The following is a 26,702-nucleotide window of genomic DNA, read 5'->3' as shown; positions in this document are numbered from 1 at the left end:
CCTTTTCATTGCGCCGGACCGCGTCCGAAAGTTCAAATCACACCGGCGGGAACATGACCGGGATCGCGGTCACGACCGGAAGCAAGCAGACGGCGCCGGTAGGCCCGGGCCAGTTCATCACCGGGCGAGATCCGCAGCAGGCGGTCAAGGGCCTCGACGGCCACCCGGATCATGCCCTGGGCCGCGAAGGCCCGCGCAAGCGCCAGGTGGGCTTCGGGAAAGCAGTAGCGGATCCCGATCGCGCGCTGGGCCGCCTTCGCCGCGCCGTCGAGGTCCCGGCGCCGCAGCAGCGCCTCCGCGAGCCCGAGCCAGGCCACCTCGTCGTCGCCATGCCCGAGGACGGACCGGGCGCACTTCTCGAGGAGCTCCCATTCGCGCAACGCCACCAGCAGCAGCCCGACGCGATGCCATGCCGCCGAACTCCGCGCGGGAAAACCGAGCAGGCCCCGGATGCACTCGCGGGCCTCTTCGGCTTCGCCCCGGGCCCATGCCAGTTCGGCGCGGCAAAGGAGCACGGCAAAGGGATCGAGCGACTCTTCCACCAGTTCCATCAACTCCCCGGCAGCGTCGGTCCGGCCCATGGCCAGCAGGGTCTGGAACAGGCACTGGATGAAGGCGGGGTTCTCGGGGAAGTCTCGTACCAACGCCTCGATCCGCGGCAAGGCGTCGCCAATCCGCCCGCCATCCAGCATGGATTGCACGAGGTTCCACTCGAACAACCTCCGTTCTTCCGGCGACAAGCCCGCCTTGGCTTCCGCCAGGCGCACGGCATCGTCCGCTGGCCCCGACTCCCAACTGGGGCAGGCGGGAATCTCGCACGGCGACTCCAGGCATTCGGCAAGGACCCGGCCTTCCATGTCGTCGCCACGGGCGAGCCCGAACCAGTTGAGCAAGGTCGGCGTGACATCGACCGCCCGTGCGCCATGCACCAGCAGGTCGCGGCCGAATCCCGGCCCCGAGGCGACGAGGATGCCCGGGGCTCCCGCGCGCCCGTCTTCCCCGCCCGGAGCCGCAAGGGTCTCGCGGATGCTTCCGGCCGAAACGACCACAACCGCGGCCGCGGGACCCGCCGACCGGACGAGCGCCCCGAGCATCGCGTCCAGCATTTGATACGCCACCGGCAGTACTTCGCGATACACCGCCTGCGGCTTCGCGGCCGGATCGCCGGCATGGAGGCAATGGCGGGCAAACAGGCTGCAGATGGCACCAATCGCCGGCATACGCACGGAGGCGAAATCCCAGGTTTCGGTCGCCATCAACCGGGAGAACGCGGTCTGGAACGAGGCGTCGGCGGCAAGCAGGAGCCGGAGCTTCGCGAGGGACGGATCACGATCCTGGTCGACCTGCTGCCAATCGCGAACGTAGCGGGCGATCGTGTCCGCGCCAATCTGCTCCGGCCGCACCCTCAGGTCGTCGAACGCAGCCGCGAGGCTTGCGGGCTGATAGGTTCCCGCCGGCGCTCCGGGCCACGGCTTCCCGGGTGGAGCCGTCGGCACCGGGTACCGGTCCGATATCAGGCTTCCCTCAATCCCGCCGCCGTGGCTCGCCGGCCAGCCGACGACCACCGGCCGGAGGTCGTGCCCGGACAGGATCTCCCAGATCGACCGTGCACCCCGCGATTCCGCCCCCACAGGTTCGGCACGGCCACCGGTCCGGTGGACCGGCAGGCAAACCTGGTGCTGCCAGGGTCGCTTCCCCGTTGCAAGGGTCGTCCAGCGCGAGGCGCTGAAGGGCGGCGGGTGATGGGCGAGCGCACCGCTGGCCCCGTTTTCCACGAGGCCCCGGAGCACCGGCATCCTGCCGTCGTCCATCAAGGGATGGAGGACCTCCCAGTCCGCCGCCTCCCAGCCCACCAGCAACAAGCGGCGCTTTCCTCCGCCAATCATCCCCGTGCCAACTCGGGCGTTCGACGACGACGGCGGACCGAGGCAAGGCCGAGGGCGCCGACCGCCAGCACACCGACCGAGGGTTCCGGGACAATCGTGATGCCCTGCCCCTGGACGTCTTGGTAGGCGGTGTCAAACACCGTCATGGTGCCGGCCGGGACGTCGATCGAAACATGGGCGTAGCCATAATTCCAGAGGCCGGAGCCTTCACCGCCGGTCTCGATCCGCAGGGCAATGTAGCCCTCGACGGGCCCGATGGGATTCCCCGTGTCCGCACCTCCCCAGGTACCAAAGGCGTTCTCGTCGTAGTTCTTGAAGAAGAAGGCTTCCCACAGCGACACGCCCCCGTAGAGGGAGCCGTCCACGATGGTGCCAAGCGACAGGTCCGCCGGCAGCACCTTCGAACCCGAATCCGGCATCATCACCTGGTTCGGCTCATAGGTGCCGCCGCCCTCGAAGGGAAACGAAGTGATCTGCGGCTTGGTGTTGTTGTTGTTGGCGTAGACGAAGCGGTAGTCGGCATTGCCGTCGCCCGTGATATCGAACGAGACCTGCTCATCCGTGGTGCCCGTGTAGGTGAGTGTCAGATCGTGGTTGATCACGCTCACCGCGGCCTGGCCGGTACCGGCGGAAAGGCCGGCAACCGCAACCGCCATCGACGATTTCAAGTGCTTGGGTTGTTTCATGGGTTGTAACAGAACAAACGCCCGTTCCGTCACTTCAGGTTTAGTTGCACGGAGATTATCCCAACGCCGTACCCCGGCACCTCACGCCTGGTGTCGCCGGAAAACCAGTGCCGCGTTGTGGCCGCCGAACGCGAAAGATTGCGAAAGCGCGTGATCCATCTCGAGCGCACCGGAAGATCTCACGAAGGCAAGATCCGCGACCGGCTCCTGGAGGTTCACGCAGGCATGGGTCCGTTGCTCGGCGAGACTATGGGCGCACACCACTGCCTCCAGTGCGCCGCTTGCTCCGATCGAGTGCCCGGTCAGCGCCTTGGTCGAGTTGACCTTGACCCGGGGGCCGAAAACCCGGGCGATCACTTCAGACTCGATGGCGTCGTTGATGCGGGTGCCTGTGCCGTGGGCATTGAGATAGTCGACGCGTTCCGGAGTGATCCCCGCATCGGCCACCGCGGCCCGCACCATCCGTTCGACCTGCCGACCGTCCGGCGCGATGCTCATCATGTTGTGGGCGTCGAAGGTCTGCGCAAAGCCCGTGACCTCCGCCAGGATGGTCGCGCCCCGCCGCAAAGCCATCCCGCGTTCCTCGAGACACAAGATGCCCGCGCCCCCCTCGGCCAGCAGGAACCCCGAACGCTGCACGTCGAAGGGCCGGTTGGCAGTCGCGGGATCACTGCAGTCCTGGACCAGGGTCCGGGCGATGTCGAAGCCGCGGAAAATCGCACCGTAGTCGTCGCGGAGATACTCGCACCCGCCGGCCAGCGCCAGGTCCAGCTCGCCGCACTGGATCGCACGGAAGGCCTGCCCGATCGCCACGGTGCCCGCCGCGCAGGCCACGGTCGTGGTGACATTCGCGCCGTGGAAGGTGAACTTCTGGCCGAGGTGCGCCGCGGTGGCATTTGGCATCAGCATCGACACGGCGAAGGCATTGAATCGCTCGGGATGCACCAATCGGCGGCCCGTCATCCTGAGTTCATCGGCCTCCTTCATGGTCGGGGGAAGCCGGCCGGCAAGGTCCTCGATCTCGCGCTTCGCCCGCCCGAGGAGGTGATGACTGAAGTTCCCCAGGAAGCTGTGCGCCCCGCCGATCCCGGTGCCGACGAAGATCCCGGCCCGCTCCGCTTCGACACCGGGAATCCCGAACGCGTTGGCGCGGCGATCCCGCAGGACCAGGTCGTGGCCCGCCTGTGCCAGCGCCTGGCGGGCCGCGCATTCCCCGATCAGCGACACGGGATCGCGCTGGGATCGTTCGTTTCGGTTGGCACCGAGCCCGTCGAGGTCGAGTTCGGGCAAAGGCGCCCACAAGGTGGACCGCAGGTCCGCGTGGTCGAGCCAATGCTCCGGGATGCGCCCGACCCGGCCACAGCCCGCGAGGCAATTGCTCCAGAACTCATCGACATCGGAACCATTGGGACAAAACACCCCGGTCCCGGTGATCACGACTCGTCGTTCACCCGGCATCCGCGGCGGTTTTCACCCGGGTGGAAATGTAGGCGATGACGTCCTCCAAGGTGCTCATTCCTTCCGCCTCGTCGAGGTCGACGGAACCGCCGAATTCTTCCTGCAGGGCGGTGAACAGGGACAGCATGTCGAGGGAATCGGCACCAAGGTCATCTTGAATGGACGAGTCGCGCCGCGCCGTCCCGGCGTCGAGCGACAGCACCTCCTCGACCACCGTCAGGACACGGGACTCGATTCCCCGGTGAAACTCGGCGTCACTCATCCGCGGCAAGGTGCGGTTTCATGATGCTCACCCCGCGGCGTGCGACCAGCACGGCGACGCCAACAGGTTCCCTCGATCGACGCGGATTTTTCATGCATATCGCGCCGCCTCCGGCTCGCCATGGCCATCACGGACATGGCACCCGGAAAGATGGCGCGATTACGAGTCAATGAAACCCCGGGCCTCCCCGTCAAGCTGGGCCTCGCGGATCGATCCGCTTCAACCGGCCTGCCCCGGCCGGGTGTAGATATGCCGCACCGCCACCTCGCGGCCGCCCATCCGCTTCGCGAGGTTGGCGGTTTCCAGGTGGTCCTGCTGGCGCGCCCGGAACGCCAGGACACGCAAGCTCGACCTTTCCGGGGTCGCCAGACGGGCGATGTGATCGAACAGCGCCAGGTTCGCCAGCGCGCGCAGTCTCGGCGGCATCGGGCTCACCACCCGGACATCGACCGCGAGGCAAACCGCATTCGTCCTTACCAGCAGGACGCCCAGCACGTCGCTGCCATCGAGGAGCACCGACGAGAACGCGAGGTCATAGCCATCGCCGCCCGGCGACGACCACGAGTCCCGTAGCGAATCCAGGTCGATCAATTGATAGGGCGCAAGCAGCGGCCAGACCGTCTCCGGCGGGTGGTGCCGGATCGCTTCCGTCCGCCACCCCGCCGGGATCTCCGGCCGGTAGCGCTCTAACATGGCATCGACCCGTTCGCGCACGGCATCGGCGGGGGCTTCGAAAACCCGCTCGGTGTGCCGGCCCTCGTAACCGCACTCCGCCAAAAGAATCGCCGCCGGCTCATCCTCCGCGAGCAGGCGGGCGAACTCCATGCGTCGCCCGGCGACGCGTCCGTCCGCCTCGAACTCTGCAAGCAGGGCATTCCATGAAGCACTTCCATCGGTCCCCGGCGGGCCCGCGAGCAGGAACTTCACCACCTCGCCCTCGTTCCACCATGCCAGGGACGCCACGATGCGCTCGATCGGGCGCAGCTTCGTCACCACCAGGAACTCCGCCTGCGCGGGCGGGACTTTCGGGGCCGACGCGAACAGGAAGCGCGCCCGCGGGATTTCTTCTTCGCGGGCTTTCCGGGGAAGCCCTGATGGTTGGGAATCCGGCATCTCGGAACGACGATCGGCACTCAAGAATCCATGGTCGGTTGGAACGAGTCGATCACCGGGCGCGCGTTCCGTCGAGCTGGCTCAGCGCATACGCGTAGGCACCCAGCGCAACCGCCTCGCTGGTGCCCAGCCGGCTGATGCCGACACCGGTCCTCTGCAAGGGATCGTAAAGGACCGTCCGGTCGCTGCCGGGGATCGCAACCTCGCGGGAGTCGCCCTTGAGGAAGGCTTTCAACTGCCCGGGGTCCTCGAGGTTGAATGCCTTGGCGGGCATGCGCCGGAAGCGCTTGCCATCCGGCGCGATGAACTCGCTGTTCATTTCCGCCACCAGCGCCGGCAGGAAGGCCGGCCAGGCACCGGAAACGCCCCCGCCGATCACGCCGAGACCGTCGATCAGGGTCAACGCGGTGGCCATGACGTCGCCGGCGACCTCGCCGAGCCGGCGCGCCGCTTCACGGGCCGCGGCCGCGTTGCCGGGCACGGTGCCGCGCGCGATGTCGTGGATGACCTTCGGTTCCGGCGTCTCCCCGAAGGGGATGCCACTATGCTCGCCGTAGATCTTGCGGACGGCCCGGATGCAGGCGCCCTCCTCGGCATTGGTCCAGGGCTCGAGCTTGTGCCGCAAGGTCCAGACCTCGGCCGCCACCGAGTTGTCGCCGATGAACAGGCGACCGTCCCGCACGATCCCGCCGCCGAGACCGGTCCCGAGGGTCATGCCAAAGAGATTGCGGTAGCGCTTCGGGCTTCCGGCTTGCTCGAGCATCGCGTTGACCTGCGGCAACAGCCCGCCGATCGCCTCGCCGTAGGTGAACAGATCCCCGTCGTTGTTGATGAAGACCGGGATGCCGAACTTTTCCGCGAGCATCGGCCCCAGTGGCACGCCGCCACGGAAGCCGGGCAGGTTGCCCAGATCGCCGATGATCCCCGCCGGGTAGTCGCAGGGGCCGGGAAAGGCGAAACTGATGGCCACCGGCGCCTCGGGGCAGCGGGCACGGACGGTCTCGAAACCGTCGACGATGCTCTTGAGGCAGGCCTCCAGATCGTCGCCGCGCGACGGCAGGTGGACGCCCTCGACGACCGGTTTGCCGGCACGGATCGCCGAAAAGCGGAAGTTCGTGCCGCCGGCATCGAGGGTGAGGACCAGGCGGGGGTCGGTGTTCGGATCGCTCATCTCATCCTTCCACGGCGGTCGCGCCCGATTCCTTTCGTCCGACCTTGTGCCCGCTGGCGCCATAGTAGGCCACGTAGGCGAACGCGATCATCGGCACGATGAAGGACGCCTGGATGCTCATGTGGTCCGCCATCAGCCCCTGCAACGGTGGAAGGATGGCACCGCCGAGGATCGCCATGACCAGCAGCGAGGAGGCCTGGCTCTTGTAGGTCCCGAGGCCCTCGATCGCGAGCGAGAAGGTGTTCGACCAGCCGATCGAGGCGAACAAGCCGACGGCGACCACGCACCACATGGCGACGGTGCCGCCGACGGCGACCGCGACCAGCAGCAGCACGACCGCGGTGCCCGAGAAGATCATCAGCGAACGCCCGGCGAGTCCCTTGCCGAACTGGAACAGCAGCCAGCAAAGGCCCACGAAGGGCAGGTAAAAGCGGAACACGCTCCAGTTCCCGATGAAGCTCTGCTTCCACAACGCGAGGATATCGGCATCGCCCTTGCCCCCGGCCTGGATCGCGTCCAGCGGCGCGCTCTTCGCCACCCACAGGAAGAGGAAAGCCACCAGCGGGATCGCTGCCAGGAGAACCTGCTTCCTGGCTTTCGGCAAGTCGCTCAACTCGACGGACCCCATGAAGCGGCCGATGAGAAGCCCGCCCCAGTAGATCGAGACATACTTGCTCGCCTCCGCCTCCGACAGGCCGGCGATCGACTCCTGCCCGAGAAAGCTTACAATCGCGCTGCCCACGGCCACTTCGCCCCCGACGTACATGAAGATCCCGATGATCCCGAGCCGCACGTGCGGGAAGGCCAGCGCCCCCGCCCCGGGCAGGACCTTGCCCTCGCCGACATGCGGCAGGTGGATGAAGAAAAACACGAACGCGAGCACCAGGAAGACGACGCAGAATCCCATGTACGGCAGCTTCACCGAAGCGGCGCCGTGGGCGTCGGAAGTGGCGAAGTACTGGAAGATCAACCAGCCCCCGATGAGCGGGCCGATCGTGGTCCCCACGGAGTTGAAGCCCTGGGCGAGGTTGAGCCGGCTCGAGGCCGTACGCTCCGGACCGAGGATGGTCACGTAGGGATTCGCGGCGATCTGCAGCATCGCGAAGCCGATCCCGACGATGAACAGCGCGCCGAGGAACATCGGATAGGACTCGGCGGCCGCGGCCGGCCAGAACACCGCGCTGCCCAGGGCGGAGATCACAAGCCCCAGCACGACCCCATTCTTGTAGCCGATCCGCGCGATCGGGTCGGTTCCGGTGGCCGAGATCAGGAAATAAATCAGCGCCCCGGTGAAGTAGGCGCCGAAGAACGCGAACTGGACCAGCATCGCCTTGAAATAGGTCAACTCGAAGGCCTCCTTGAAGCGGGGGATCAGGATGTCGTTGAAGACCGTCATGAATCCCCACAGGAAGAACAGCGAGGTCATCACCGCGAAAGGACCGCGGAAAGTGTCAGGCGAGTGCGGGGCGCCGGTGGGCGCCGGGCGCGAGTTGGGTAGTGCCATGCAGCTTGGATTTTGGAATGGGTCGGCAGGGCGGGGAATCCCGCCACCACAGCCTCCCTCCACCCCGCGCCAGGACGGCCGGGCAAATGAAGGAGCAATAACGCCTATTCCGTGACGCCGGGTTTAGTCATGTCCCCACTTGCGGGGACAGCTCCGCCGACGGCGAAGCCAGCTCAGCGTTCCCAATCCTACCAACCACCCGGGGCGGCCGAGGAAGCGTCAAACGGCACCCACACCGGAGAGATCTACGGCAGCTGCATCTCGAAATAGACCTTCCCCTCTTCGCCGCAGTCGATCCACGAGCCCCCCGACCCGACGGGCTCGATCCGCTCGAGCGGAATCTCCAAATCCGGGAAGTGAAGGAAGCCCAGCGCCAGCGGGACGCTCCGCCCCCGGATCACCAACCGGTCGGCCGATTGATAGGCTGCCACGGTCCGGACACCGAATCGCAGCTCTCCCATTTTCACCGCCCCCGGCAAACGACGACCCGGTGCAGTGGAGATGACATCCGTCTGGTAATGCTTGGCCAATCTCCCCCATCCGGAGCGCACCGAAGCCCAGACCATCATTCCCTGCCCCACGCCATAGAGCACGAGCATCACGGCGATCGCCATCTTGATCCTGCCCCACTGGATATCCACGAATCGCATCATCCCTCGTTGGCGAACGGATACACAACAGGGCGAACCTTGAAACGACCGGTTCTCGCCGTCGACCAGTTTGAACCAGGTTTTGGATCGCCCGCTCCCACCATGGTCGGAATGCACCCGGAAGGCACTGCTCCTATCGATCAGGCCGATTGGCCCCTCGTCCCCGGCCGCTGTGAATCAAAGCACCTCCAACCCGTGGCACGGCCCTTGGAGAGCTAAATCCCGCGGCGCCGAACTGGTAGCAGAGGGCGGATTTGAACCGCCGACCAAAGGCTTATGAGTCCTCTGCTCTACCCCTGAGCTACTCTGCCGTTCCAGTCGCTGCCCAAAACGGGCGGGCGGAGGGATTAGCGTCGTCTCGCCGGACTGTCCACCGAAAAATCGCCCGCTTGCACCCGGCCGATCCGGTGGCAAGCTGCCCGGCGTGAAGCCGCTCCAAGCACTCTCCGCCATCGCCGCGCCGTTCGGACTCGCCATTTCCCAAGCCTCCGCCGCCCCGCTCGAGGATGGCGCCGCGCTGCCCGCGGTCACGGCCGTCGACCAGGATGGCAAGGAGGTCAAGGTCGCGGAAGCCGGCGGCAAGGGCTGGACGCTGGTCTATTTCTACCCCCGCGCCGACACGCCCGGCTGCACCAAGCAGGCCTGCTCGCTCCGCGATTCCTATGCCGCCCTGACCGAGAAAAAGGTCACGGTGTTCGGCGTCAGCATGGACGACGTGGCCGCCCAGAAGGCCTTCCAGGAGAAATACCAGCTGCCCTTTTCCCTGCTGGCCGACAAGGACGCCAAGGTGGCCGACGCGTTCGGCGTGCCCCACAGCCTCGGCTTCGCGAAGCGCCAGGCCTTCCTGTTCAAGGACGGCAAGCTCGTCTGGAAAGACCTGACCGCCTCGACCGACCAGCAGGCGGCCGACGTGTTGAAGCAGCTGGAGAAGTGAGCGGACCCGCCGCCGGGAGGGCTCCTTCCTGCGGGGCCGCAGCCCTCGCCGTGCCGACACCGGAGCAGCCGCCGGGACGGAGTTCCACGCCTGGACCGGCAAATCCCGCTGAAATTCAACGTTCGACATTTCAGCCCCCTCCCCCATCGTCACGCCCCTTCCGATCCACTCATGCTTTTCCGCAGTCTCTGCCGCCACGCCGAAATCGGCTCCAATTCCTACCTGCTCGATTCCGGCAAGTCCCGGGTGGTGCTCGATGCGGGACTTCATCCCAAGCACGACGGCCTCGAAGGCCTGCCACGCTACGACCTCATCCAGAAGGAACCGATCGACTCGATCGTGGTGACCCACTCCCACCTCGATCACATCGGCTCGCTGCCGGTTTTGATGAGCCGGCAGCCGCAGGCCAAGGTCTTCCTGTCCCAGGCCGTCGCCGAACTCGGCAAGGCGATGCTCCACAATTCGGTGAACGTGATGCAGTCGAAGCGCACCGAGCTCGGCATCGCCGAATACCCGCTCTTCACCCACCGAGAGCTGGATGAGCTGGAGGACCGGTTGGAACCGCGCCCGCTGGAGCGCCCCTTCGACCTCGATCCCGAAGGCCACATGCGCGGGATCTTCCACGACGCCGGCCACGTGCTCGGCTCCACCGGCATCACCATCCGCGGCAACGGCACCACCGTGATGTACACCGGCGACGTCAACTTCGAGGACTCCACCCTGATCAAGGGCGCCGTTTTCCCGGAGGACCACGTCGACACGCTGATCATCGAGACCACCCGCGGCGACAGCGAGCGGCCCGCCAGCTACACCCGTGCCGCGGAGGAACTGCGCTTTGCCGAAAGCATCGCCGCCACCCTGGACCGGCGGGGCGCCGTGCTCATCCCGGTGTTTGCGATCGGCAAGACCCAGGAGGTGCTGACGATGATCCACCGCTTCAAGAAGCAGGGACTGATCCCGAAGAAGACCCCGGTCTTCATCGGCGGGCTCAGTACCAAGATGACGGTGATCTACGACAAGTATGCGAAGGGCAAGACCCGCCGCACCGACGATGACTTCCGCATCCTTGAGGACATGCAGCTCGAGGCCGGCAACAAGAAGCGCAAGGGCCCGGTGCCGCTCCATGCCGGCGCCATCTACTGCCTGTCGAGCGGGATGATGAGCGAAAAGACCGTCTCCAACCAGTTCGCCCGCATCGGCTTCCTCGAGAACCCGAAGAATTCGCTGCTGTTCGTCGGCTACGCCGATCCCGACTCACCTGCGGGGCACATTCGCGCCGCGTCGGAAGGGGAAAAGGTCGTGCTCGACAAGAGCCACCCCGCGGTGGAGCGGAAGTGCCAGATGGAGATCTTCGACTTCAGCGGTCACTCGACCCGCGAGGCGCTGCTCGACTACATCCTCAAGGTGAAGCCGAAGAAGACCTTCCTCGTGCACGGCGACCCGAAGGCCTGCGACTGGTTCCTCGGCCAGCTCAAGGAGAAGCTGCCGGCCACCGAAGCAATGGTGCCGGTTCCCGGCAAGGACTACCAGCTGGCCTGATTCGACGGCCAGCTCAGTGGCGCCCGAACATCCGCCGCAGCTCCGCAGCGTCCTTCACCTTCGGAACCGATTTCCGCGGACCCGAGTCGGCGGGGGCGACCTTGGGGTTCGAAACCGGGCGGGACTTCGTACGACCTTGATCGGGTGCATCAAGGTCGCCGAACCAGGCGAGACAAATACGATTTTTCATGGAGGGGGAACTTGACCCTATCCGGCAAGCACCGGGTGTTCAAGTACGCGATCGCGTGACATGGGAGCGGCTCCCATGCCGATCCGGGGAAATCCTGAATCTATCAGCTTTCCCCCCTTCAAAAAATCATTCCGCCACGAGGTCTTCGAGCCGCAGGCGGGCGATCTGATGGATCTGCCCGAGAGCCTCGACCAGTTCCTCGCCGCGGTCATTCTCGAGACGCCGTCCGAAGGCTTCCAGGATTCCGGCCCGGTCCGTCAGCCGGACGCAAATGATGAACGGAAAGCCGAAGCGCTCGCGGTAGCGGGTGTTGAGATCGGAGAACTTTTCGTATTCCCCGTCGCTGAGCCGGTCCAGCCCCAGGCCCGCCTGCTCGCGGGTGGACTCCGCGCTCAAGGCTCCGGCCCGCGCGAGCTTCCCCGCAAGATCGGGGTGGGCCCGGATCAGCGCGAGCTTCGCGGAATCAGCGGCGGATTCCACCACCGCCCGCATCCGGTCCACCACGTGCTTCCGCCCGGGGAACGGACGGTCGGCCGCGACCCGCTCCGCGACCCAGGGTGAGTCCTCGTAGATCCCGCCGAAGCGGGCGACGAAGTCCGCCTTTGGCATCGCGTTCAGGGCTTCGACCGTGACATTCTCCACGACAACAAGAATCACTACCCAGAAACCCTGTGGCAACGCTCGAATCCAACCGCTACGGCAAGTTCCGCGTCCGGGTGATGAAAGTCATCCGTCACGATGAATCCCACCACGACGTCTGTGAACTGGAGGCCGACGTGCTCCTCCAAGGCGATCTCGCCGGCTCCTACCTGAGCGACGACAACTCGTCGATCGTCCCCACGGACACCGTCAAGAACACGGTTCACCTGCTGGCCCACGACCACCTCACCACCTGCCGGACGAGCTTCGCGAACGTGATCGGCGAGCACTTTCTCGACACCTATCCCCACCTCTCCGGCGTGACCGTCGAGCTCCGCGAACGCAAGTGGGAGCGGATGACCATCGAGGGCAGTGCCCACCCCCACAGCTTCGTCCACGCCGCCAACGGCGAGCCCTTTTCCCGCGGCATTTTCCAACGCGGGCACGAGCCGGTGCTGTCCTCGGGAATCCGCGGCCACCTGGTCATGAAGACCACCGCATCGTCGTTCACGGGCTACAACGTCTGCGACCTCACCACCCTGCCCCCGGCCACCGACCGCGTCTTCGCGACCCGCCTGACGGCCGAGTGGACCTTTTGCGACAAGACCGCCTACTTCCCCACGACCGACGCCTCCGTCCTGTCGGCCGTCCACGAGATCTTCGCCACCACCCACAGCCCTTCGGTCCAGCGCACCCTCTATCAGATCGGGGAACTGGCCTTGGAGCGCGTTCCGGCGATCCGCAGGATCGACCTCAAGATGCCCAACGTCCACTTCCTCGGCCTCGACCTCGCCAAGCTCGGCCGGCCGGACCAGAAGGTGGTGCTCCTGCCGACCGACGAACCCGCCGGGGAAATCGAAGCGGTCATTGTCCGGGAATGAACCCGTGGCCGGAAATCGCGCGGCTGCAGGATGCCGGCACCGACCTCGTGGTGGTCACGGTCGCCGCGGCCCGCGGGAGCGTGCCCGGTGAGGCGGGTGCCAAGATGATCGTCACCCGCGACGGCCTGCTTCACGGAACGGTCGGCGGCGGCAGGATCGAGGCGCGGGCGATCGAGGAGGCCACGGCCATGCTGGCCCGCGGCGGTGAAAGCACCCGCCTCGTGTGCTGGAACCTCCAGCGCGACATCGGCATGACCTGCGGCGGCGAGATGACACTCCTGTTCGAACGGCTCGCCGCCGCGCCCCCGTGGCACATCGCAATCTTCGGCGCCGGTCATGTCGTCCAGGCCCTGGTGCCCATCCTGGTTCCCCTCGCCTGCCGGATCGATGTGATCGACCCCCGCATCGACTGGCTGGAGCGGCTGCCCCGTGCCCGCAACCTCTCCACCCACCCCTTGCCGGATTTCGAAGCCGGGGCCGGACTCGTCGGCCCCCGCTCCTTCGTGCTCTCCATCACCAAGGGCCACGCCAGCGACGTGCCGGTGCTCCGCGAGGTGCTCACCCGCCATCCGGAGATTCCGTTCCTCGGCGTCATCGGCAGCGCGTCGAAGAAAGCCGCCCTGTTCCGGGACCTGCGGGAGGCCGGCCTCGGCGAGGACTTGCTGGAAAAGATCACCTGCCCGCTCGGACTGCCCGTCGGCGGCAACGACCCGCACGAGATCGCGATCAGCATCGCGGCGCAATTGTTAGAGCGGAAGTAGCGCAACGTTGCACGTTGCGGCCAGGGGCGGCCGGATTGTTGGTGGGCGACCGCTCGACCTAACAGGCCGTTCGCCGACGCAACGTTCAACGTTGCGCTACTTCCGCGCCTCATCCACCGCGGACTTCACCGCCTCGCCCGTGCACGGGGAGGCCAGATCGAAATCCCCGGCCGTACCAAAAGCCGCCACTGCATCCCGGATCGCCTCGCGCACCGAGATCGCCAGCATCAGCGGTGGCTCGCCAACCGCCTTGCTGCCATGGATGGTCCGCGGCTGGGTGGCATCCTTCAACAGCGCCACCCTGAGTTCCGCCGGCACATCGCTGATCGCCGGAATCGCATAGGTGCTCGCGCTGTGGGTCAGCAGCACGCCCCGGTCGTCCCATCTCAATTCCTCGCCGGTCAGCCATCCCATGCCCTGCACGAAACCACCCTCGATCTGCCCGCGGTCCACCGCCGCATTCAGCGAATCGCCGACGTCGTGCAGGATGTCGACCCGGAGCACCCGCGTCATCCCGGTGAACCCATCGATCTCGACCTCGCTGACCGCGGCCCCGCAGGCGAAATAATGGAACGGCCGGCCCTTGCCGACATTCCAGTCCCAGACCAGGTCGGGCGTCGCGTAGAATCCGCACGCCGCCAGGGAGACCCTGCGAGTGTAGGCGATGCCCGCCAGCTGCGCGACCGGCACGCTGCCGACCGGTCCCTTGGCGTCGCCCGCTTCGAAAACAATCTCCTCCGCCAGGCAGCCGAGCTTTTCCGCTGCCAGTGGCGCGAGGCGCTCGCGCAATTGCCGGCAGGCATCGGCCACCGCCATGCCGTTGAGATCCGACCCCGAGCTCGCCGCCGTCGCGGAAGTGTTCGGAACCTTGTCGGTGCGCGTGTGCATCAGCCGGATCCGCTCCGCCGGCAGCCCCAGCTCCCGCATCGCCACGCCGAGGATCTTGGTGTGCAGCCCCTGCCCCATCTCGGTGCCGCCGTGATTCACCTGGACCGAGCCGTCCGAATACATCAGGACCAGCGCCCCGGCCTGGTTGTAGTGGGTCAGGGTGAAGCTGATCCCGAACTTCACTGGCGTCACCGCCAGGCCGCGCTTGCGGTGCGGATGAGCGGCGTTCCATTCCGCAACCAGCCCGCGCCGCACCACAAACTCCGAGGACTCCAGTAGTTCGCTCCAGATCCGGTCGAGGTGATGGTCGCCGATCTCCTCGCCGTAGTGCGTGGTGTTGGTCTCTCCGCTGCCATGGTAGAAATTCCTTCGCCGGACTTCTTCCGCAGGCAAGCCGAGCTTGAGCGCGATCCGCCCGAGGATCTCCTCGATCACCAGCATCCCCTGCGGCCCGCCGAAGCCGCGGAAGGCGGTGTTCGAGACCGTGTTGGTCTTCGCCACCCGCCCCTCGAAGCGCGAGTGGGGGATGTAGTAGGCGTTGTCGAGATGGAACAAGGCGCGGTCGTTCACCGGCTGGGAAAGGTCCAGCGACCAGCCACCGTCGGAGAAAAGCTTCACGTCCACCGCCAGCAGCCGGCCCTCTTCATCGTGGCCGGCACGGTAGCGGGCGAGGAACGGGTGGCGCTTGCCGGTCACCGCGATGTCCTCGTCGCGATCCAGCTGCCAGCGGACCGGCCTGCCGGTCTTCACCGCCGCGATGGCGCACAAGGCCGCGATCGCGTTGCCCTGCGTCTCCTTGCCACCGAAGCCGCCGCCCATCCGCGGGGACTCCGCCACCACCCGGTGCCGCGGCAGGTTCAACGCTTCGGCCACGATCGCCTGGATCTCCGACGGATGCTGGGTCGAACTCGCGACATGCACCCCGCCCTCGCCGTCGCACTCCGCCCATGCGGCGTGGGTTTCGAGATAGAAGTGTTCCTGTCCGCCAAACCCGAACTCGCCCTCGATCGTCCGCGGGGAAGCCTCCATCCCGGCCTCCACGTCGCCGCGGCCGAGAACATGGGGATCGGTGTGGAAAGACTCCGCCGCCACCGCCGCGGCGATGGCCAGCAAGGGCGGCCGCTCGTCGATCTCCACCACCGCCTTCGCCGCGGCAAGCCGGCAGGCCTCGGTCGATTCGCCGACGACCAGCGCCAGCGCCTGTCCGTGAAAGGCCACCTCGTGCTCCGCCAGGATCGGCTCGTCGTGGCGCACCGGTCCGCTGTTGTTCGCCCCCGGAATGTCGGCCGCGGTCAGCACCGCCACCACCCCCGGCGAGGCGGCCACCGCCGACAGGTCGAGCTTGCGGATCGTCCCGCAAGCCACCTGCGACCGCACCGCATGGACCTCGAGCATCGGCCAGCCAAGCGCAACGTCCTCCACGTAACGCGCCGCACCGGTGACATGACCGGCAGCGCTCTCATGCGCGATCCCCGGGCCCCCGTCGAATAACGACTTCCACTCCGGCTCCGCAAAACCTTCATCCGCGACGAATTTCCCGAACAGCCCGCGCACCAGCGCCCGGCGGTAGGCCGCGCTGCCGCGGACATCGGTCAGCGGGGTGAATGCGGCGTCCAGCAACTCCAGGACCTCCTCGTGCGCCGCGAGCGTCCTTCCGACGAGCGCCGCTTCCGCCGCACTTGCCCGCATCGTCTTCTCCGCCACGCCGCCAAATGCCAGCCGCGCCTCGGTGACCCGCCCCATTTCATCCGTCGCGACCCGGAACGCCGCGGAGACGATCGAAATATCCAGCTCGCGCCGCCTCGAGACCTTGAGGAAGGCGACCCGCCCTGACGGCCTGGCCGGAACCCGGATCGACCGGATCAACTCGTCGTCGCGCAGCACCGTCTTCCGGTAAGCCGTGAAAAAATCCCCGATCGCGACCTCCCTTTCGCCGGTCGCCGACACCAGCAGCAGGGACGCATCCAGGGCCATCAGCAGCGGCGCGCTGTCGCCGATCGGCGAGGCGGTGGCGAGGTTTCCGCCCAGCGTCGCACGGTGCCGGATCTGCCGCGAAGCGAACCAGCGCAGCATCTCGTCGAGGGCCGGGATCTCCCCCGCCAGAGCCTTCCCGATGTCCGTCAGGCTCGCGCCCGCACCGAGTTCCCAGTGATCGCCGCTGCGGCGGATCTCCTTCAACTCGGCGACCCCTTCCAGCGAGATCATCACCGTCGTCCGCAGGTGCCTCTTGTTCGCCAAAACCGCCACCTCGGTGGCACCCGCCACCATCACCGCGCCCGGGTGCCGGGCCTTCAAGGACAGCACCTCTGCAATGGAAGTCGGGCGCAAGAACAAGCCGCCGTCCACCCGGCTCTCCTGCGGGGGCTCCGCGGTCTCTTGCGGTGCCAGCCAGCGGTCCCAGGCTTCCCGTTGTTCCCTATCTAACAACGACTGGTGCATCGCCTCCCGGATCGGCCGGTAGCCGGTGCAGCGGCAGAGGTTGCCGCACAGCTGGTCGGAAATCGCCGCGTCGTCCGGCAGTCCGGACCGGTGCCAGCACTCGGCCATCGACGCGATGAATCCCGGCGTGCAATAGCCGCACTGCGACCCGTGGCAGGCCACCATCGCCGACTGGACCGGGTGAAGTTCGCCCCCCTTGCCAATGCCCTCCGCGGTGCGGATCTCGCGACCCGCGAAGGCATGGGCAAAGGCCAGGCAGGAGTTCACCGATTTCAGCGTTCCGTCCTGCTCGACCAGCAGCACCGAGCACGCGCCGCAGTCGCCCTCGTTGCACCCGCACTTGGTGCCGGTCAGTCCCTTGCGGCGGAGGAAACCGAGAACGGTCTCGTGCAACGGCACGAACGAGAGATCGAAGGTCTCGCCGTTGATCCGCAGGATGGAGGGCGCGTCCATCACCGGCTGAGTTCCTTGAGACATTCCTTCAAAACCGCGACGCCCTTCGCGATGGCATGCGGCGAGCTGAACTCGTCCGGGCGATGGCTGTAGCCCTTGTGGCAGGGAATGAAGATCATCGTCGTCGGACAAAAGCGGGCCATGAAAAGGGAGTCGTGGTAGGCCCGGCTGACCATCCGGTCATGGGAAAACCCGGCAGCCGCCGCCTTGTCCTCCGCCAGTGCCACCAGCGACCGCTCGCACAAGGCCGGCGGGTCCTGGTTGATCACCTGCCAGTCGATCTCCACCCCGCGCCGCTTGCAAACCGCCCGCGCACCCTGGCCGATCTTTGCCAGCGCCCGGTCCCGCGCTTCCTGGTCGGTGTCGCGGAAATCCACCTCCATCTTGACGTCGCAGGGGATGCTGTTGATCGCGCCGGGCTTCACCTCGACCAGCCCGGTAGTGCCCACGGTGTCCTTGCTGCCGCTCTCCAGCGCCGCCTGTTCGACCAGCAGCGCGATCTCGGCGGCGGCGAGGAAAGCATCGCGGCGATCCGGCATCAGCACCGCCCCGGCATGCCCGCCCGATCCCTTGAGCAAGAGGCGGAACGCGGAGGGCGCGGCGATCTTCTCGACCACACCGATGTCGATGCCCCGCTCTTCCAGCAGCGGGCCCTGCTCGATGTGGAGCTCGATGAAGGCCTTGTAGGCGCCGGTGGAAACCTTCACCGCCCCGAGGTCGCCCCCGCAACCGGCGGCAGCACGCAGCTCGTCTAGCGACCTGCCGTCCGGATCGCGCAGCGCCTGGGCCTCGCCGGCAGTGATGGTGCCGGCCATCAGGCGGCTGCCGAGGCAGCCGATCCCGAACCGCGTCGGCTCCTCGGACGTGAACATGATCAATTCCAGACTGTGGCGGGGCAGGTGGCCGGCCTCCTTGAGCTGGCGCATCGCCTCCAATCCGCCCAGCACGCCGACGACCCCGTCGTATTTGCCCGCATTCGGGATGGCGTCGGTGTGGGACCCGGTCGCCACCGCCGGCAGGCAAGGCTCGCTGCCCTCCCAGCGGATGAAGAGGTTTCCCACCGGGTCCTGCCGCAGCTGGAAGCCCGCTTCCCGTGCCTTCCCCGCAAGCCATTCCCTCGCCGCCAGGTCCTCGGGCGAAAACAGCACCCGCGTCACCGCCGGCGCGGGATGCGCGGAGATGGCGGCGAGCTCGTCGATCTCCCGGTCGAGGCGGCTAGGGCAAGCGGTGGACATCCTTGTAGTAGAGATAGCTGGCGGGCTCGTCGCCCATCGCGACGAACCATTGCGGGCAGTACGGCGCCATCCAGATCGCGTCGCCGGCTTTCACCGGGTAGTACGATTCCTCGAGGCGATAGACGCCTTGCCCGGAGAGCATGAGCAAGCCGTGTTCCATGATGTGGGTCTCCACGAATGGCAGCGTCGCGCCCGGTTGATAGGTGAAGATGTTCACCGCCAGGTCATAGCGGGAGTCGACCGGCAGCAGCGTCTGCAAGCGCGCCTTATCATTGCCGAGGAAAGGTTCGCCCGGGATGTCGGCGGCATGCCCGTGAACCGCCGGCGGTGCCTCGAGGTTGTCGACCGGTTCGTAGATCTTGCGGAAGATCGTCAGGCGGGTGTTCTCACTGCCGTGCAGCGCGAGGACGTTCTCCGAGGGCACGAAGACGAATCCGCCCGCACCCAGGGTGACGTCGCCATCGTCCCACACCACCCGGCAGTCGCCTTTCTCGATGTAGATCACGTGCTCATACTCGCCCGCCGGAAACCAGGCGGTGCCACCGCCCGTCTGGTAGCACACCAGCAGCTGGCTGATTTCCGCGCCGATCGCGGGCGAAAGGAGCACGTAGGCATCCGCCCCGTCCCAACCGGGGAACGCGCTCGGCACGTGGCCGTCCAGGGCGATCAGGGCGTGGCGCATCGCGACGCGGGTGCGGGTCAGTCCGAAGAGTTCACTCATGGTTGGAAAAGCAGTGGGCGGCCTTCAGCCGGCATCGGACATCTCTACCGGGTTGCTCATCGTCCGGGCACTAAAAAACGGCCGCTGGTCGCGGGCGACACGGGCTCGCCCCGCAGCCAGGTCGAGGCGACCCGCCACCCGCTGCGACGGCCGACATACGGCGAGATCGCATGGCGCGAGAGCAGGTCCTCGCGACCGATCACGGATTCGTCCGCGGCCAACAGGCAGAAGTCGGCATCCCATCCCCCGGCGACCCGTCCCTTGCGCCCGCCCAATCCGAAACGTCGCGCCGGGTTCCCCGCGACCAGAGCCGCGAGCAGCGGCCACGAAGCCTCCCGCACGGCCCGCTCGATCATCAACGGAAACCCGTGCTGGGCGCCGGCAATGCCGCCCCACATCGCGAAGAAGTCGTTGCCCTGCTTCAGTTCCGGCGGTGCCGGCGAGTGATCGGATCCGATGGTGTCGATCTCCCCGGCCGCGAGCGATTTCCACAGCCCGTCGACCGTCGCGGCGGGCCGCAAGGGGGGCGCGCACTTCGCGGCCGGACCGATCTCGCACGCCATCACGGCGTCCAGCAAAAGGTAGTGCGGACAGGTTTCCGCGGTGACGTCGATGCCTTCCCGCTTCGCCGCCGTCACCAGATCGACGCCCTCAGGCGAGCTGATGTGGACGATATGCAGGGCGCAGCCGGTGTCGCGCGCGCAGGCCAGCGCCATTTCGATCGCGGCCAGCTCCGCGGACACGGGCCGCGACGCCAGCCAGTCCGCCATTGTCCCGGGACTCGGCGGCGGGAACTTCTCCCAATGCGCCGCCAGGGCCGCCGGGCTCTCGGCATGCACCGCGACCGGCAAGCGGAGATCCGCGGAAATCTTCATGCCTTCACGCAGCGTGGCCTCGTCCGCCGCTTCGAATTCCGCGAGACCACTCGGGCACAGGAACGCCTTGAAGCCCGCCACCCCGCACCCCGCCAGCGCGGCCAGGTTGGCCAGTGAGTGGGGCGTCAGCCCGCCCCACAACGCGAAGTCCAGCCGGCTCCGGCGCTCTCCCGCGTGGCGTTTCGCCTCGAATGCCCCGACGTCCAGCAAGGGCGGCGCCGAGTTCAGGGGCATGTCGATGAAGCAGGTCCCGCCGCCCGCCGCCAACGCGGCCGAACCGGTGGCAAATCCCTCCCACTCGCTGCGCCCCGGTTCATTGAAATGCACGTGGGCATCGACCAGCCCGGGAAAGAGCACCTTGCCGCTGGCATCGATCTCGACCTCCGTGCTCCCCGCGAGATCCGGGCCGATGGCGGCGAAGGATTCGCCCGAGATGCCGACGTCAGCGATCGTCGCTTCCCCTGCGGCCACCACCGTCGCCCCCCGGATGATCGTGTCGAAGTCACTCATGATTTGGAAATGTCCTGCAGGAATCCCACCAGCACCCGCAAGCCCGCGGCCATGTCGTCCGGGGAGGCATATTCGTCCGGATGGTGGCTGAGCCCGTCGCGGCAGCGGACGAAAACCATCGCGACCGGCATCGCCGTCGCCATCATCACCGCGTCGTGCCCCGCGCCGCTCGGCAGCAGCCGCCGCCCGCCGGTGACCAATTCAATGGCATCCAGCAGCCGCTCCGTCAGACCCGGGTCGCAGGGCACCGCCGGATTGGCCTGCACCAGGTCCCAGGCCAGCTTCAATCCGCGGTCCGCGGCGATCGCCTCGAACTCCGCCAGCAGCTCGCCTAACAGACGCTCGCGGCAGGCATCGTCGGGATGGCGGAAATCGAGGGTGAACTTGACCTCGCCCGGAATCGCATTCGACGCGCCCGGGCGGAGGTCCAGCTTGCCCACCGTCGCGACCAGCAGGGGATCGCTGCGGCCGCAGCGCTCGGCGGCAAGGATGCACGCCGCGGCCCCGGCAAGGGCGTCGCGGCGGATCTCCATCGGCGTCGTCCCGGCATGATCCGCCTGGCCGATCAGTCCCACCGCCAGCCGGCTCTGACCGCAAATCGCCGACACCCCGCAGACCGCTTCGCCCAGTTCCTCCAGGACCCGCCCCTGCTCGATGTGGAGTTCGACGTAAGCCAGGCAGGCGGAGTCCTCGTACGAAAACCGGGTCGCCCCCTCGTTCCAACCTTCCTTCCCGAGCGCCTCCGCCAGCGAAACCCCGGCGAAGTCGCGGATCTCCATCGCCTCGGTCCCCAATTGCCCGACACAGGCACGGCTGCCCAGATAGGTGGCATGGAAACGGACCCCCTCCTCGTCCGAAAAGCCCAGCACGTGAACCGGAAACGGCAGGGGCCCCGTCACCTGCAGCGCCGCCAGCGCCGTGAGCACCCCCAGCGCCCCGTCGTATTTCCCGGCGTCAATCACCGTGTCGAGATGGGAGCCCAGCAGCAGCGGCGGCAAATCACCGGCGGTCCCCGCGAGGATGCCGCGGATGGTCCCGCCGGCATCATGCTCCACCGTCATCCCCAGCTCCTCCATCCACCGCGACACCATCGCCGCCGCCGCCAGGTTGGCCGGCGACAGGAAGGTCCGCGTCAACGCCCCCGGCGTGTCGGTGACCTGCCCGAGCGCCTCGATCCGTTCCGCAAGTTGCCCGGCGGCCTGGGTGATCGCGTCCATCAGCTCCCGCGATAGGTGGAATACGCCCACGGCGAGCAGACCAGCGGCACGTGGTAGGAGCCGCCGGCTTCCATGCGGAAACAAACCGGCACCACGTCGAGGAAGGGACAGGCGACATCGAGCGTCCGGAAGTAGTCGGCGACATGGAAGCGCAGCTCGTAGCAGCCCCCGACCACCGCTTCGCCTTCAAGCAAGGGCCCCTCGGCACGACCGTCGGCATTGGTGACGATGCTTCCCACCGCCACCCCTTCCTTCAAGAGCTCGACCCGCATCCCCGCGGCCGGCTTCCCGTGGGCGGTATCGAGCACATGCGTGGACAACTTCCCCATCTGCCTAGCATCAGCAGTTCCGGTGCCGCGCGGCAAGACTGCCTTCCGTCCGTTTTGACCAGAATCTCCTTGAGCGGGCGGGCGGACCGTTGAGTCTGGTATTGCTATGAAATTCATTCCCTTCCCCGCCTTCGCCTTCTGCCTGATGCTTTCGTCCTGCGGCGACATGCCGATGGGTGGTGTCCCCGGTCCGCCGATGCCCGGCCCGGTTCCGGGCGGCAACAACCTCGCCGAGCAGCAGGACAAGGCCTTCAACCAAGGCTTCGGCTTCGGCCGCCGCGACGCCAACCTGGGCAAGCCCTCGAACCCGCTGCTCTACAACAACTACTACAACTCCCAGACCAAGAACCACTTCACACGCGGCTACTACGCCGGCTACCGGAAGGGCGGCCGCTAGGACTCCGCGACCCGCCATCGGGACGGTGGGTCCCGCGCAAGGATCCTCCGTCCCGGAATTGACCGCGCCGGGACACCGGGCGAGGCTCGCCGCGTGACGGGCGAGCTGATTCTGGGAATTGATCTGGGAACGACGAATTCCGCCGTGGGCGCGGTGGAATCCGGCTTCCCCATCCTGTTGGCGGACGCCGACGGACGGCGGATCACGCCGAGCGCGGTGTGGTACGGCGATGCCGGCCAGGTCGAGGTCGGCCGCAAGGCCCTGCGCCGGCGCCCGGCGGATCCCGGGAGGGTGATCACCAGCGTCAAGCGCCTGATCGGCCGCCGCTACGGCGACGAAGAGTCGTTCTGCGTGCCGATGAAGCCCGCCCCCGACGGCGGCATTACGGTGCTCGACCGCAGCCCGGAGGAAGTCAGCTCGGAGATTCTCAAGGAACTGAAGCGCATCGCCGAAAGCCGGCTCGAGCGCGAGGCGAGCAAGGCGGTGATCACCGTGCCGGCCTACTTCAACGACGCCCAGCGTGCCGCCACCAAGCGGGCCGGCGAACTCGCCGGTCTCGAAGTGGTGCGCATCCTCAGCGAACCGACCGCGGCGGCGCTGGCCTATGGCTTGGACAAACTCGAGGAACGCTCGCGGGTCGCCGTCTACGACCTCGGCGGCGGTACCTTCGACCTCTCGGTGCTGGAAATGCAGGACGGCGTGTTCCAGGTGCTGGCCACCCGCGGCGACACCCGCCTCGGCGGCGACGACCTTGACCTGGCGCTGGCGCGACACGGCGCGGAGCGTGGCGGCATCGACTTCGACTCGCTCGACGACAGCGCCAAGGTCCGGCTCCTCGAAGAGGCGGAGCGGGTGAAGTGCGCCTTGTCGGATCGCGGGGAGGAGACCTTCCGCGCGCCGTTTTTCGACGGAGTCCACAGCCTGGAGGTCCCGCTGACGGCCGCGGATCTCGGCAAGCTCGCGAAACCGTGGATCGCCCGCACCCTGACCTGCTGCCGCCAGGCGCTGGCGGATGCCGGCACCGAGACCTCGGCGCTGGACGCCGTGATCCTGGTCGGTGGCAGCACCCGGATTCCGGCGGTGCGGCAGGCGGTGGCGGAATTCTTCGGTCGCGAGCCCGACCTTTCCCAACACCCGGACGAGGCGATCGCGCTCGGCGCCACCATCCAGGCCGGCGTGCTCGGCGGCACGCTGCGCAAGATGGTGCTGCTCGACGTCACCCCGCTCAGTCTCGGCGTGGAGACCTTCGGCGGCCTGATGAACGTGCTGATCCCGCGCAACACCACCATCCCCTGCAAAGCCGGCGAGATGTTCACCAATGCCGCCGCCGGCCAGGCATCGATGCGGCTGCGGGTGCTCCAAGGCGAGCGCGAGATGGCCCGCGACAACTGGGAACTCGGGCTCTTCGACGTCCCCTTTGAACCCGCCCCGAAAGGCCAGGCCCGGGTCGGGGTGCAGTTCCGCATCGATGAAAACGGCATCCTCGAGGTGCTTGCGCGCGACACCACCACCGGCCGCGACACGGTCGTCGAAATCCGCAGCGCCGCCATCGACGTCGACGACGAGGCGGTCGAACGGATGGTCGGCGAGTCGGTCGAGCATGCCTTCGACGACATGGCCGAGCGGATTTTCACCGAGGCGCGCTTGAAGGCCGAGGAGCTGCTGCCGGCCGTGGACCAGGCTCTGGCGACCGCCGGGGAACTGGTGCCCGCCGACGAACGGGCCGAGATCGAAGCGGCCGCCGCAGAGGTGCGCAAGGCCCTGGCCGACGGTCAGCCGAACCCGCTCAAGGCCGCCGTCCAGCGGCTCGACAAGGCGACCGAAGCGCTCGCCGCCGCGCTGGTCGAACGCGCCATGGAACAGGCTCTGGAGCGGCGGATGTAGCGCAACTTTGCAAGTTGCGCTACCTGCCAGGTGGTACACGAGGACGGGATCGAACCGCCGACCGACCCGGTGTAAACGGGTTGCTCTACCGCTGAGCTACTCGTGCTTTCTCCCTGCGGACGGCGGCTTTTTCGGCCATCCATCCGCCGCGTGCAAGCATGGAGTCGCTGCGGGCTTGCGGCTGCGGGAAAGCGGTGATTTCCTCCCCGCCCCGACATGCACCTGCGTTTCACCGAAGAAGAACTCGCCACCCTGGTGGAAATGGTCAGCTTGGCCGCCGAAGTCGCTTCGTGGAACGAGCGCCCGGGTTCGGAGGAAGGCGTCTCCGCCTACGAGGCATTGGAAGACAAGGTGTTGGAAAAGGCCAAGCATGCCGGACTCGGCGACCAGATCGAGTTCGACGAGGAGAAGCAACGCCACCACCTCAACCCGGAGCACCAGGAGGGCTCGTTCTTCCAGCAGTGCTACGACGAGTTCCGCAACGAGGTCTTTTGGGAAGAACTCGTTATCCGGCTCGCCGACCGCGACCTCGCCCGGGTCATCGGCATGAGCGCCTGGCAGGCGATGAGCGAGGAAGACCGCCGCGCCCACACCCGTGACATCGAGAAACGCTACTGGGACGAGTTCTCGAAGAACGGCATCGAGCGCCTGGCGGTGATCTTCCCGCACCAGGAGGGGTGACCCGATGAGCCGCGACCTCGAGGAAATCTACGCCAAGGGTTGTTGGTGGTTTCCAAGAAGGGTCGCCTTCTACCTGAGCGCGGTCTGGGTCGGGAGTCAGGTCGGCGCCTTCGCCATCGCCGCGGGATTCCTGACCGCCATGCGCCGGTTCCATCCCGATCAATTCAAGGTGATCTGGCAAAGCCCGCTCCTGCTAGACGGCGAGTGGGACGTGCTGAACGCCTTGGTGTTGGCCTCCGCGGCGGTGTGGTTCGCCAGACTCGATACCTTGGGATACCGGAGCTGGGCCGCTTTCGCCGGCATCGAGTCGGTCTTCGCCGTGCTCGGCGGAATCTACGACGTGCAGGGCCCGCTTGCCGTCACGGTAACCTGGTTCGTCTGGCTCGTGCTGGCGATCGCGATGGCCACTGCCGTCTGGTTTTTCCGACAATGGCAGCTCAACCGCTGGGCCGCCGAGATCACCATGCTCAAGGCCGAAAACGCCGCGCGGCGGGCGGCCCGGCCAAATGACGCTGGAGCGGAGGAGCCGTTGGACCCCTGTTAGCGCGGCGCCCCCGCCTTCAACATCTGCTGCGACCAGGTGCAGATCTCGATCCCTCGACGGGTCTTGTGCACGGCCGGTTCAAAGTCCTTCCAGGTCATTGTCAGCTCGGTCGGCGAGACCACCGTCCACTCCGCGAGGTTCGGGGAGCACCATCCGGATTGCTTCCGCGGGTCGAGCTTCTGCGGCCCGTCCTCGAAGGCGAGGTCATCGACCGTCCAGCCGTCGAGCTTCACCCGGAACTCGGCCTTGCCTATCGTGCCCTGCCACACCGCGCCGGTGTGGGTGGTGTAGCTGAACCACGACGTTCCCATCGTGTCGCCGCCGTTGTCGGCGAGGTAGTGGCGCTCGATGATGACGTCCCGGTCGGGCGGGAACGCCACCTCGATGGCGAAGAAATCCGCGAGTTGGACCTCCCCTGCCGGCAATTCCGGCGGCGGCGCGCCGAAGCCGCTCTTGGGAGTGCCCCAATCCCCGGTCGCGAACCAGCCGCGGACCTTCTTGGCTTCCACCGGCTTGCCATCGACGAAGGTCTCCAGCTTGCGGATCCGCCCGGTGTCCGAGTCCATCTCCAACAGGTCGGGAAAGCCCACGGTCTGATTCGCCGCGCCGCCCTGCTTGGTGCTGCGGAAGGTGAAGCGGCAGGTCACCTCGGACTCCTCCTTGCCGAAGCGGATGGCGATCGTTTCGGAAACCATCCGCACCACCGATTCCTCCGCGGCAAACTCGCCGAGCGGCGACGGCCCGTGCGCCCCGGAATTGATCGAGGTGTCGTTGGCAAGCGCCGTCGTTGCGGCCGCGAGGGCCAACAGGAATAGAATCCTCATGGCCCAACGTCCTCATCCGCGAGGCCTATGT

The 26,702-nt window shown here is 67.1% G+C and carries 25 protein-coding genes and 2 tRNA genes; 8 read left to right on the top strand and 19 right to left on the bottom strand.

Annotated elements, in window-relative coordinates; genetic code table 11:
* Positions 1–32: 32 nt before the first annotated feature.
* From IG178_RS09635 to IG178_RS09595, 9 genes are all read right to left on the bottom strand, one after another.
* Positions 33–1,886 carry a tetratricopeptide repeat protein gene (locus tag IG178_RS09635; protein ID WP_193212328.1) on the bottom strand — a complete coding sequence of 618 codons (1,854 nt, stop codon included), beginning with the start codon at positions 1,884–1,886 and terminating at the stop codon, positions 33–35.
* The gene (locus tag IG178_RS09630; RefSeq protein ID WP_193212327.1) at positions 1,883–2,572 is read right to left on the bottom strand and encodes a hypothetical protein; all 690 of its coding nucleotides are present in this window, start codon (positions 2,570–2,572) and stop codon (positions 1,883–1,885) included. Before IG178_RS09630 ends, IG178_RS09635 begins: the two co-directional genes overlap by 4 nt.
* 81 nt (positions 2,573–2,653) lie before the next feature.
* Positions 2,654–4,009, bottom strand: a complete 1,356-nt coding sequence (locus IG178_RS09625) for a beta-ketoacyl synthase N-terminal-like domain-containing protein (RefSeq protein WP_193212326.1) — start codon at positions 4,007–4,009, stop codon at positions 2,654–2,656.
* A 10-nt stretch (positions 4,010–4,019) separates the two neighbouring features.
* Complete coding sequence (locus tag IG178_RS09620; RefSeq protein ID WP_193212325.1) at positions 4,020–4,292, bottom strand: acyl carrier protein; 273 nt, start codon at positions 4,290–4,292, stop codon at positions 4,020–4,022.
* A gap of 219 nt (positions 4,293–4,511) precedes the next feature.
* Positions 4,512–5,405 (bottom strand): hypothetical protein, encoded by an 894-nt coding sequence (locus tag IG178_RS09615; protein ID WP_193212324.1) that lies wholly within the window; start codon positions 5,403–5,405, stop codon positions 4,512–4,514.
* Positions 5,406–5,457: 52 nt separating this feature from the next.
* On the bottom strand, positions 5,458–6,576 hold the full coding sequence (locus IG178_RS09610) for an ROK family protein (protein WP_193212323.1): 1,119 nt from the start codon (positions 6,574–6,576) through the stop codon (positions 5,458–5,460).
* A 1-nt stretch (position 6,577) separates the two neighbouring features.
* The gene (locus IG178_RS09605) at positions 6,578–8,080 is read right to left on the bottom strand and encodes a sugar MFS transporter (protein ID WP_193212322.1); all 1,503 of its coding nucleotides are present in this window, start codon (positions 8,078–8,080) and stop codon (positions 6,578–6,580) included.
* Positions 8,081–8,325: 245 nt separating this feature from the next.
* Positions 8,326–8,733, bottom strand: coding sequence for a hypothetical protein (locus IG178_RS09600; RefSeq protein ID WP_193212321.1), 408 nt, complete (start codon positions 8,731–8,733; stop codon positions 8,326–8,328).
* A gap of 233 nt (positions 8,734–8,966) precedes the next feature.
* Positions 8,967–9,041 (bottom strand) — tRNA-Met (locus tag IG178_RS09595).
* Between the two features lie 113 nt (positions 9,042–9,154).
* On the opposite strand from IG178_RS09595, the gene IG178_RS09590 reads away from it, so the two are divergent.
* Positions 9,155–9,664: a redoxin domain-containing protein gene (locus tag IG178_RS09590; RefSeq protein ID WP_193212320.1), complete on the top strand. Its 510-nt coding sequence runs from the start codon at positions 9,155–9,157 to the stop codon at positions 9,662–9,664.
* Positions 9,665–9,835: 171 nt separating this feature from the next.
* The gene (locus IG178_RS09585; RefSeq protein ID WP_193212319.1) at positions 9,836–11,203 is read left to right on the top strand and encodes an MBL fold metallo-hydrolase; all 1,368 of its coding nucleotides are present in this window, start codon (positions 9,836–9,838) and stop codon (positions 11,201–11,203) included.
* 13 nt (positions 11,204–11,216) lie between these two features.
* Here the strand turns inward: IG178_RS09585 and IG178_RS09580 are convergent, their stop codons facing one another.
* A complete protein-coding gene (locus tag IG178_RS09580; RefSeq protein ID WP_193212318.1) occupies positions 11,217–11,393 on the bottom strand; it encodes a hypothetical protein in 177 nt (58 codons plus the stop codon).
* Between the two features lie 126 nt (positions 11,394–11,519).
* On the bottom strand, positions 11,520–12,002 hold the full coding sequence (uraD, locus tag IG178_RS09575; RefSeq protein ID WP_193212341.1) for a 2-oxo-4-hydroxy-4-carboxy-5-ureidoimidazoline decarboxylase: 483 nt from the start codon (positions 12,000–12,002) through the stop codon (positions 11,520–11,522).
* A 62-nt stretch (positions 12,003–12,064) separates the two neighbouring features.
* Here uraD and pucL point away from each other — a divergent pair, with 62 nt between their 5' ends.
* Entirely contained in the window at positions 12,065–12,913 is an 849-nt protein-coding gene (gene pucL, locus IG178_RS09570; protein ID WP_193212317.1) for a factor-independent urate hydroxylase, read from the top strand.
* On the top strand, positions 12,910–13,674 hold the full coding sequence (gene xdhC / locus IG178_RS09565; RefSeq protein ID WP_193212316.1) for a xanthine dehydrogenase accessory protein XdhC: 765 nt from the start codon (positions 12,910–12,912) through the stop codon (positions 13,672–13,674). The genes pucL and xdhC overlap by 4 nt, the downstream gene beginning before the upstream one ends.
* 96 nt (positions 13,675–13,770) lie before the next feature.
* On the opposite strand, the gene xdhB is transcribed toward xdhC, so the two are convergent.
* Genes xdhB through uraH form a run of 6 tightly spaced genes read right to left on the bottom strand, consistent with a single transcriptional unit; the run spans position 13,771 to position 22,341 of the window.
* A complete protein-coding gene (xdhB, locus tag IG178_RS09560) occupies positions 13,771–17,478 on the bottom strand; it encodes a xanthine dehydrogenase molybdopterin binding subunit (RefSeq protein ID WP_226895257.1) in 3,708 nt (1,235 codons plus the stop codon).
* Complete coding sequence (locus IG178_RS09555) at positions 17,454–18,689, bottom strand: M20 family metallo-hydrolase (protein ID WP_193212315.1); 1,236 nt, start codon at positions 18,687–18,689, stop codon at positions 17,454–17,456. Before IG178_RS09555 ends, xdhB begins: the two co-directional genes overlap by 25 nt.
* Positions 18,670–19,410: a (S)-ureidoglycine aminohydrolase gene (gene allE / locus IG178_RS09550; protein ID WP_193212314.1), complete on the bottom strand. Its 741-nt coding sequence runs from the start codon at positions 19,408–19,410 to the stop codon at positions 18,670–18,672. The genes IG178_RS09555 and allE overlap by 20 nt, the downstream gene beginning before the upstream one ends.
* A 56-nt stretch (positions 19,411–19,466) precedes the next feature.
* Positions 19,467–20,795 carry an allantoinase AllB gene (allB, locus tag IG178_RS09545; protein ID WP_193212313.1) on the bottom strand — a complete coding sequence of 443 codons (1,329 nt, stop codon included), beginning with the start codon at positions 20,793–20,795 and terminating at the stop codon, positions 19,467–19,469.
* Positions 20,792–22,012 (bottom strand): M20 family metallo-hydrolase, encoded by a 1,221-nt coding sequence (locus tag IG178_RS09540; protein ID WP_193212312.1) that lies wholly within the window; start codon positions 22,010–22,012, stop codon positions 20,792–20,794. Before IG178_RS09540 ends, allB begins: the two co-directional genes overlap by 4 nt.
* Positions 22,012–22,341 carry a hydroxyisourate hydrolase gene (uraH, locus tag IG178_RS09535; RefSeq protein WP_193212311.1) on the bottom strand — a complete coding sequence of 110 codons (330 nt, stop codon included), beginning with the start codon at positions 22,339–22,341 and terminating at the stop codon, positions 22,012–22,014. The genes IG178_RS09540 and uraH overlap by 1 nt, the downstream gene beginning before the upstream one ends.
* A gap of 106 nt (positions 22,342–22,447) precedes the next feature.
* Between uraH and IG178_RS09530 the strand changes: the two genes are divergently transcribed.
* Positions 22,448–22,738 (top strand): hypothetical protein, encoded by a 291-nt coding sequence (locus IG178_RS09530; protein ID WP_193212310.1) that lies wholly within the window; start codon positions 22,448–22,450, stop codon positions 22,736–22,738.
* A 93-nt stretch (positions 22,739–22,831) separates the two neighbouring features.
* Entirely contained in the window at positions 22,832–24,622 is a 1,791-nt protein-coding gene (locus IG178_RS09525; protein WP_343225954.1) for an Hsp70 family protein, read from the top strand.
* A gap of 31 nt (positions 24,623–24,653) precedes the next feature.
* Here IG178_RS09525 and IG178_RS09520 read toward each other — a convergent pair.
* Positions 24,654–24,728: transfer RNA gene (locus IG178_RS09520), tRNA-Val, on the bottom strand.
* A 110-nt stretch (positions 24,729–24,838) separates the two neighbouring features.
* Between IG178_RS09520 and IG178_RS09515 the strand changes: the two genes are divergently transcribed.
* Both IG178_RS09515 and IG178_RS09510 read left to right on the top strand, forming a co-directional pair.
* Positions 24,839–25,303 carry a hypothetical protein gene (locus tag IG178_RS09515; protein ID WP_193212309.1) on the top strand — a complete coding sequence of 155 codons (465 nt, stop codon included), beginning with the start codon at positions 24,839–24,841 and terminating at the stop codon, positions 25,301–25,303.
* Between the two features lie 4 nt (positions 25,304–25,307).
* On the top strand, positions 25,308–25,847 hold the full coding sequence (locus tag IG178_RS09510; RefSeq protein ID WP_193212308.1) for a hypothetical protein: 540 nt from the start codon (positions 25,308–25,310) through the stop codon (positions 25,845–25,847).
* Here IG178_RS09510 and IG178_RS09505 read toward each other — a convergent pair.
* Positions 25,844–26,671: a hypothetical protein gene (locus IG178_RS09505; RefSeq protein ID WP_193212307.1), complete on the bottom strand. Its 828-nt coding sequence runs from the start codon at positions 26,669–26,671 to the stop codon at positions 25,844–25,846. The genes IG178_RS09510 and IG178_RS09505 overlap by 4 nt on opposite strands.
* Positions 26,672–26,702: the final 31 nt, after the last annotated feature.

The organism is Neoluteolibacter marinus (assembly GCF_014904755.1).
Classification (GTDB): domain Bacteria; phylum Verrucomicrobiota; class Verrucomicrobiia; order Verrucomicrobiales; family Akkermansiaceae; genus Haloferula; species Haloferula marina.
The sequence above is the reverse complement of the archived record's forward strand: the minus strand, read 5'-3'. Positions and strand labels throughout refer to the sequence as shown.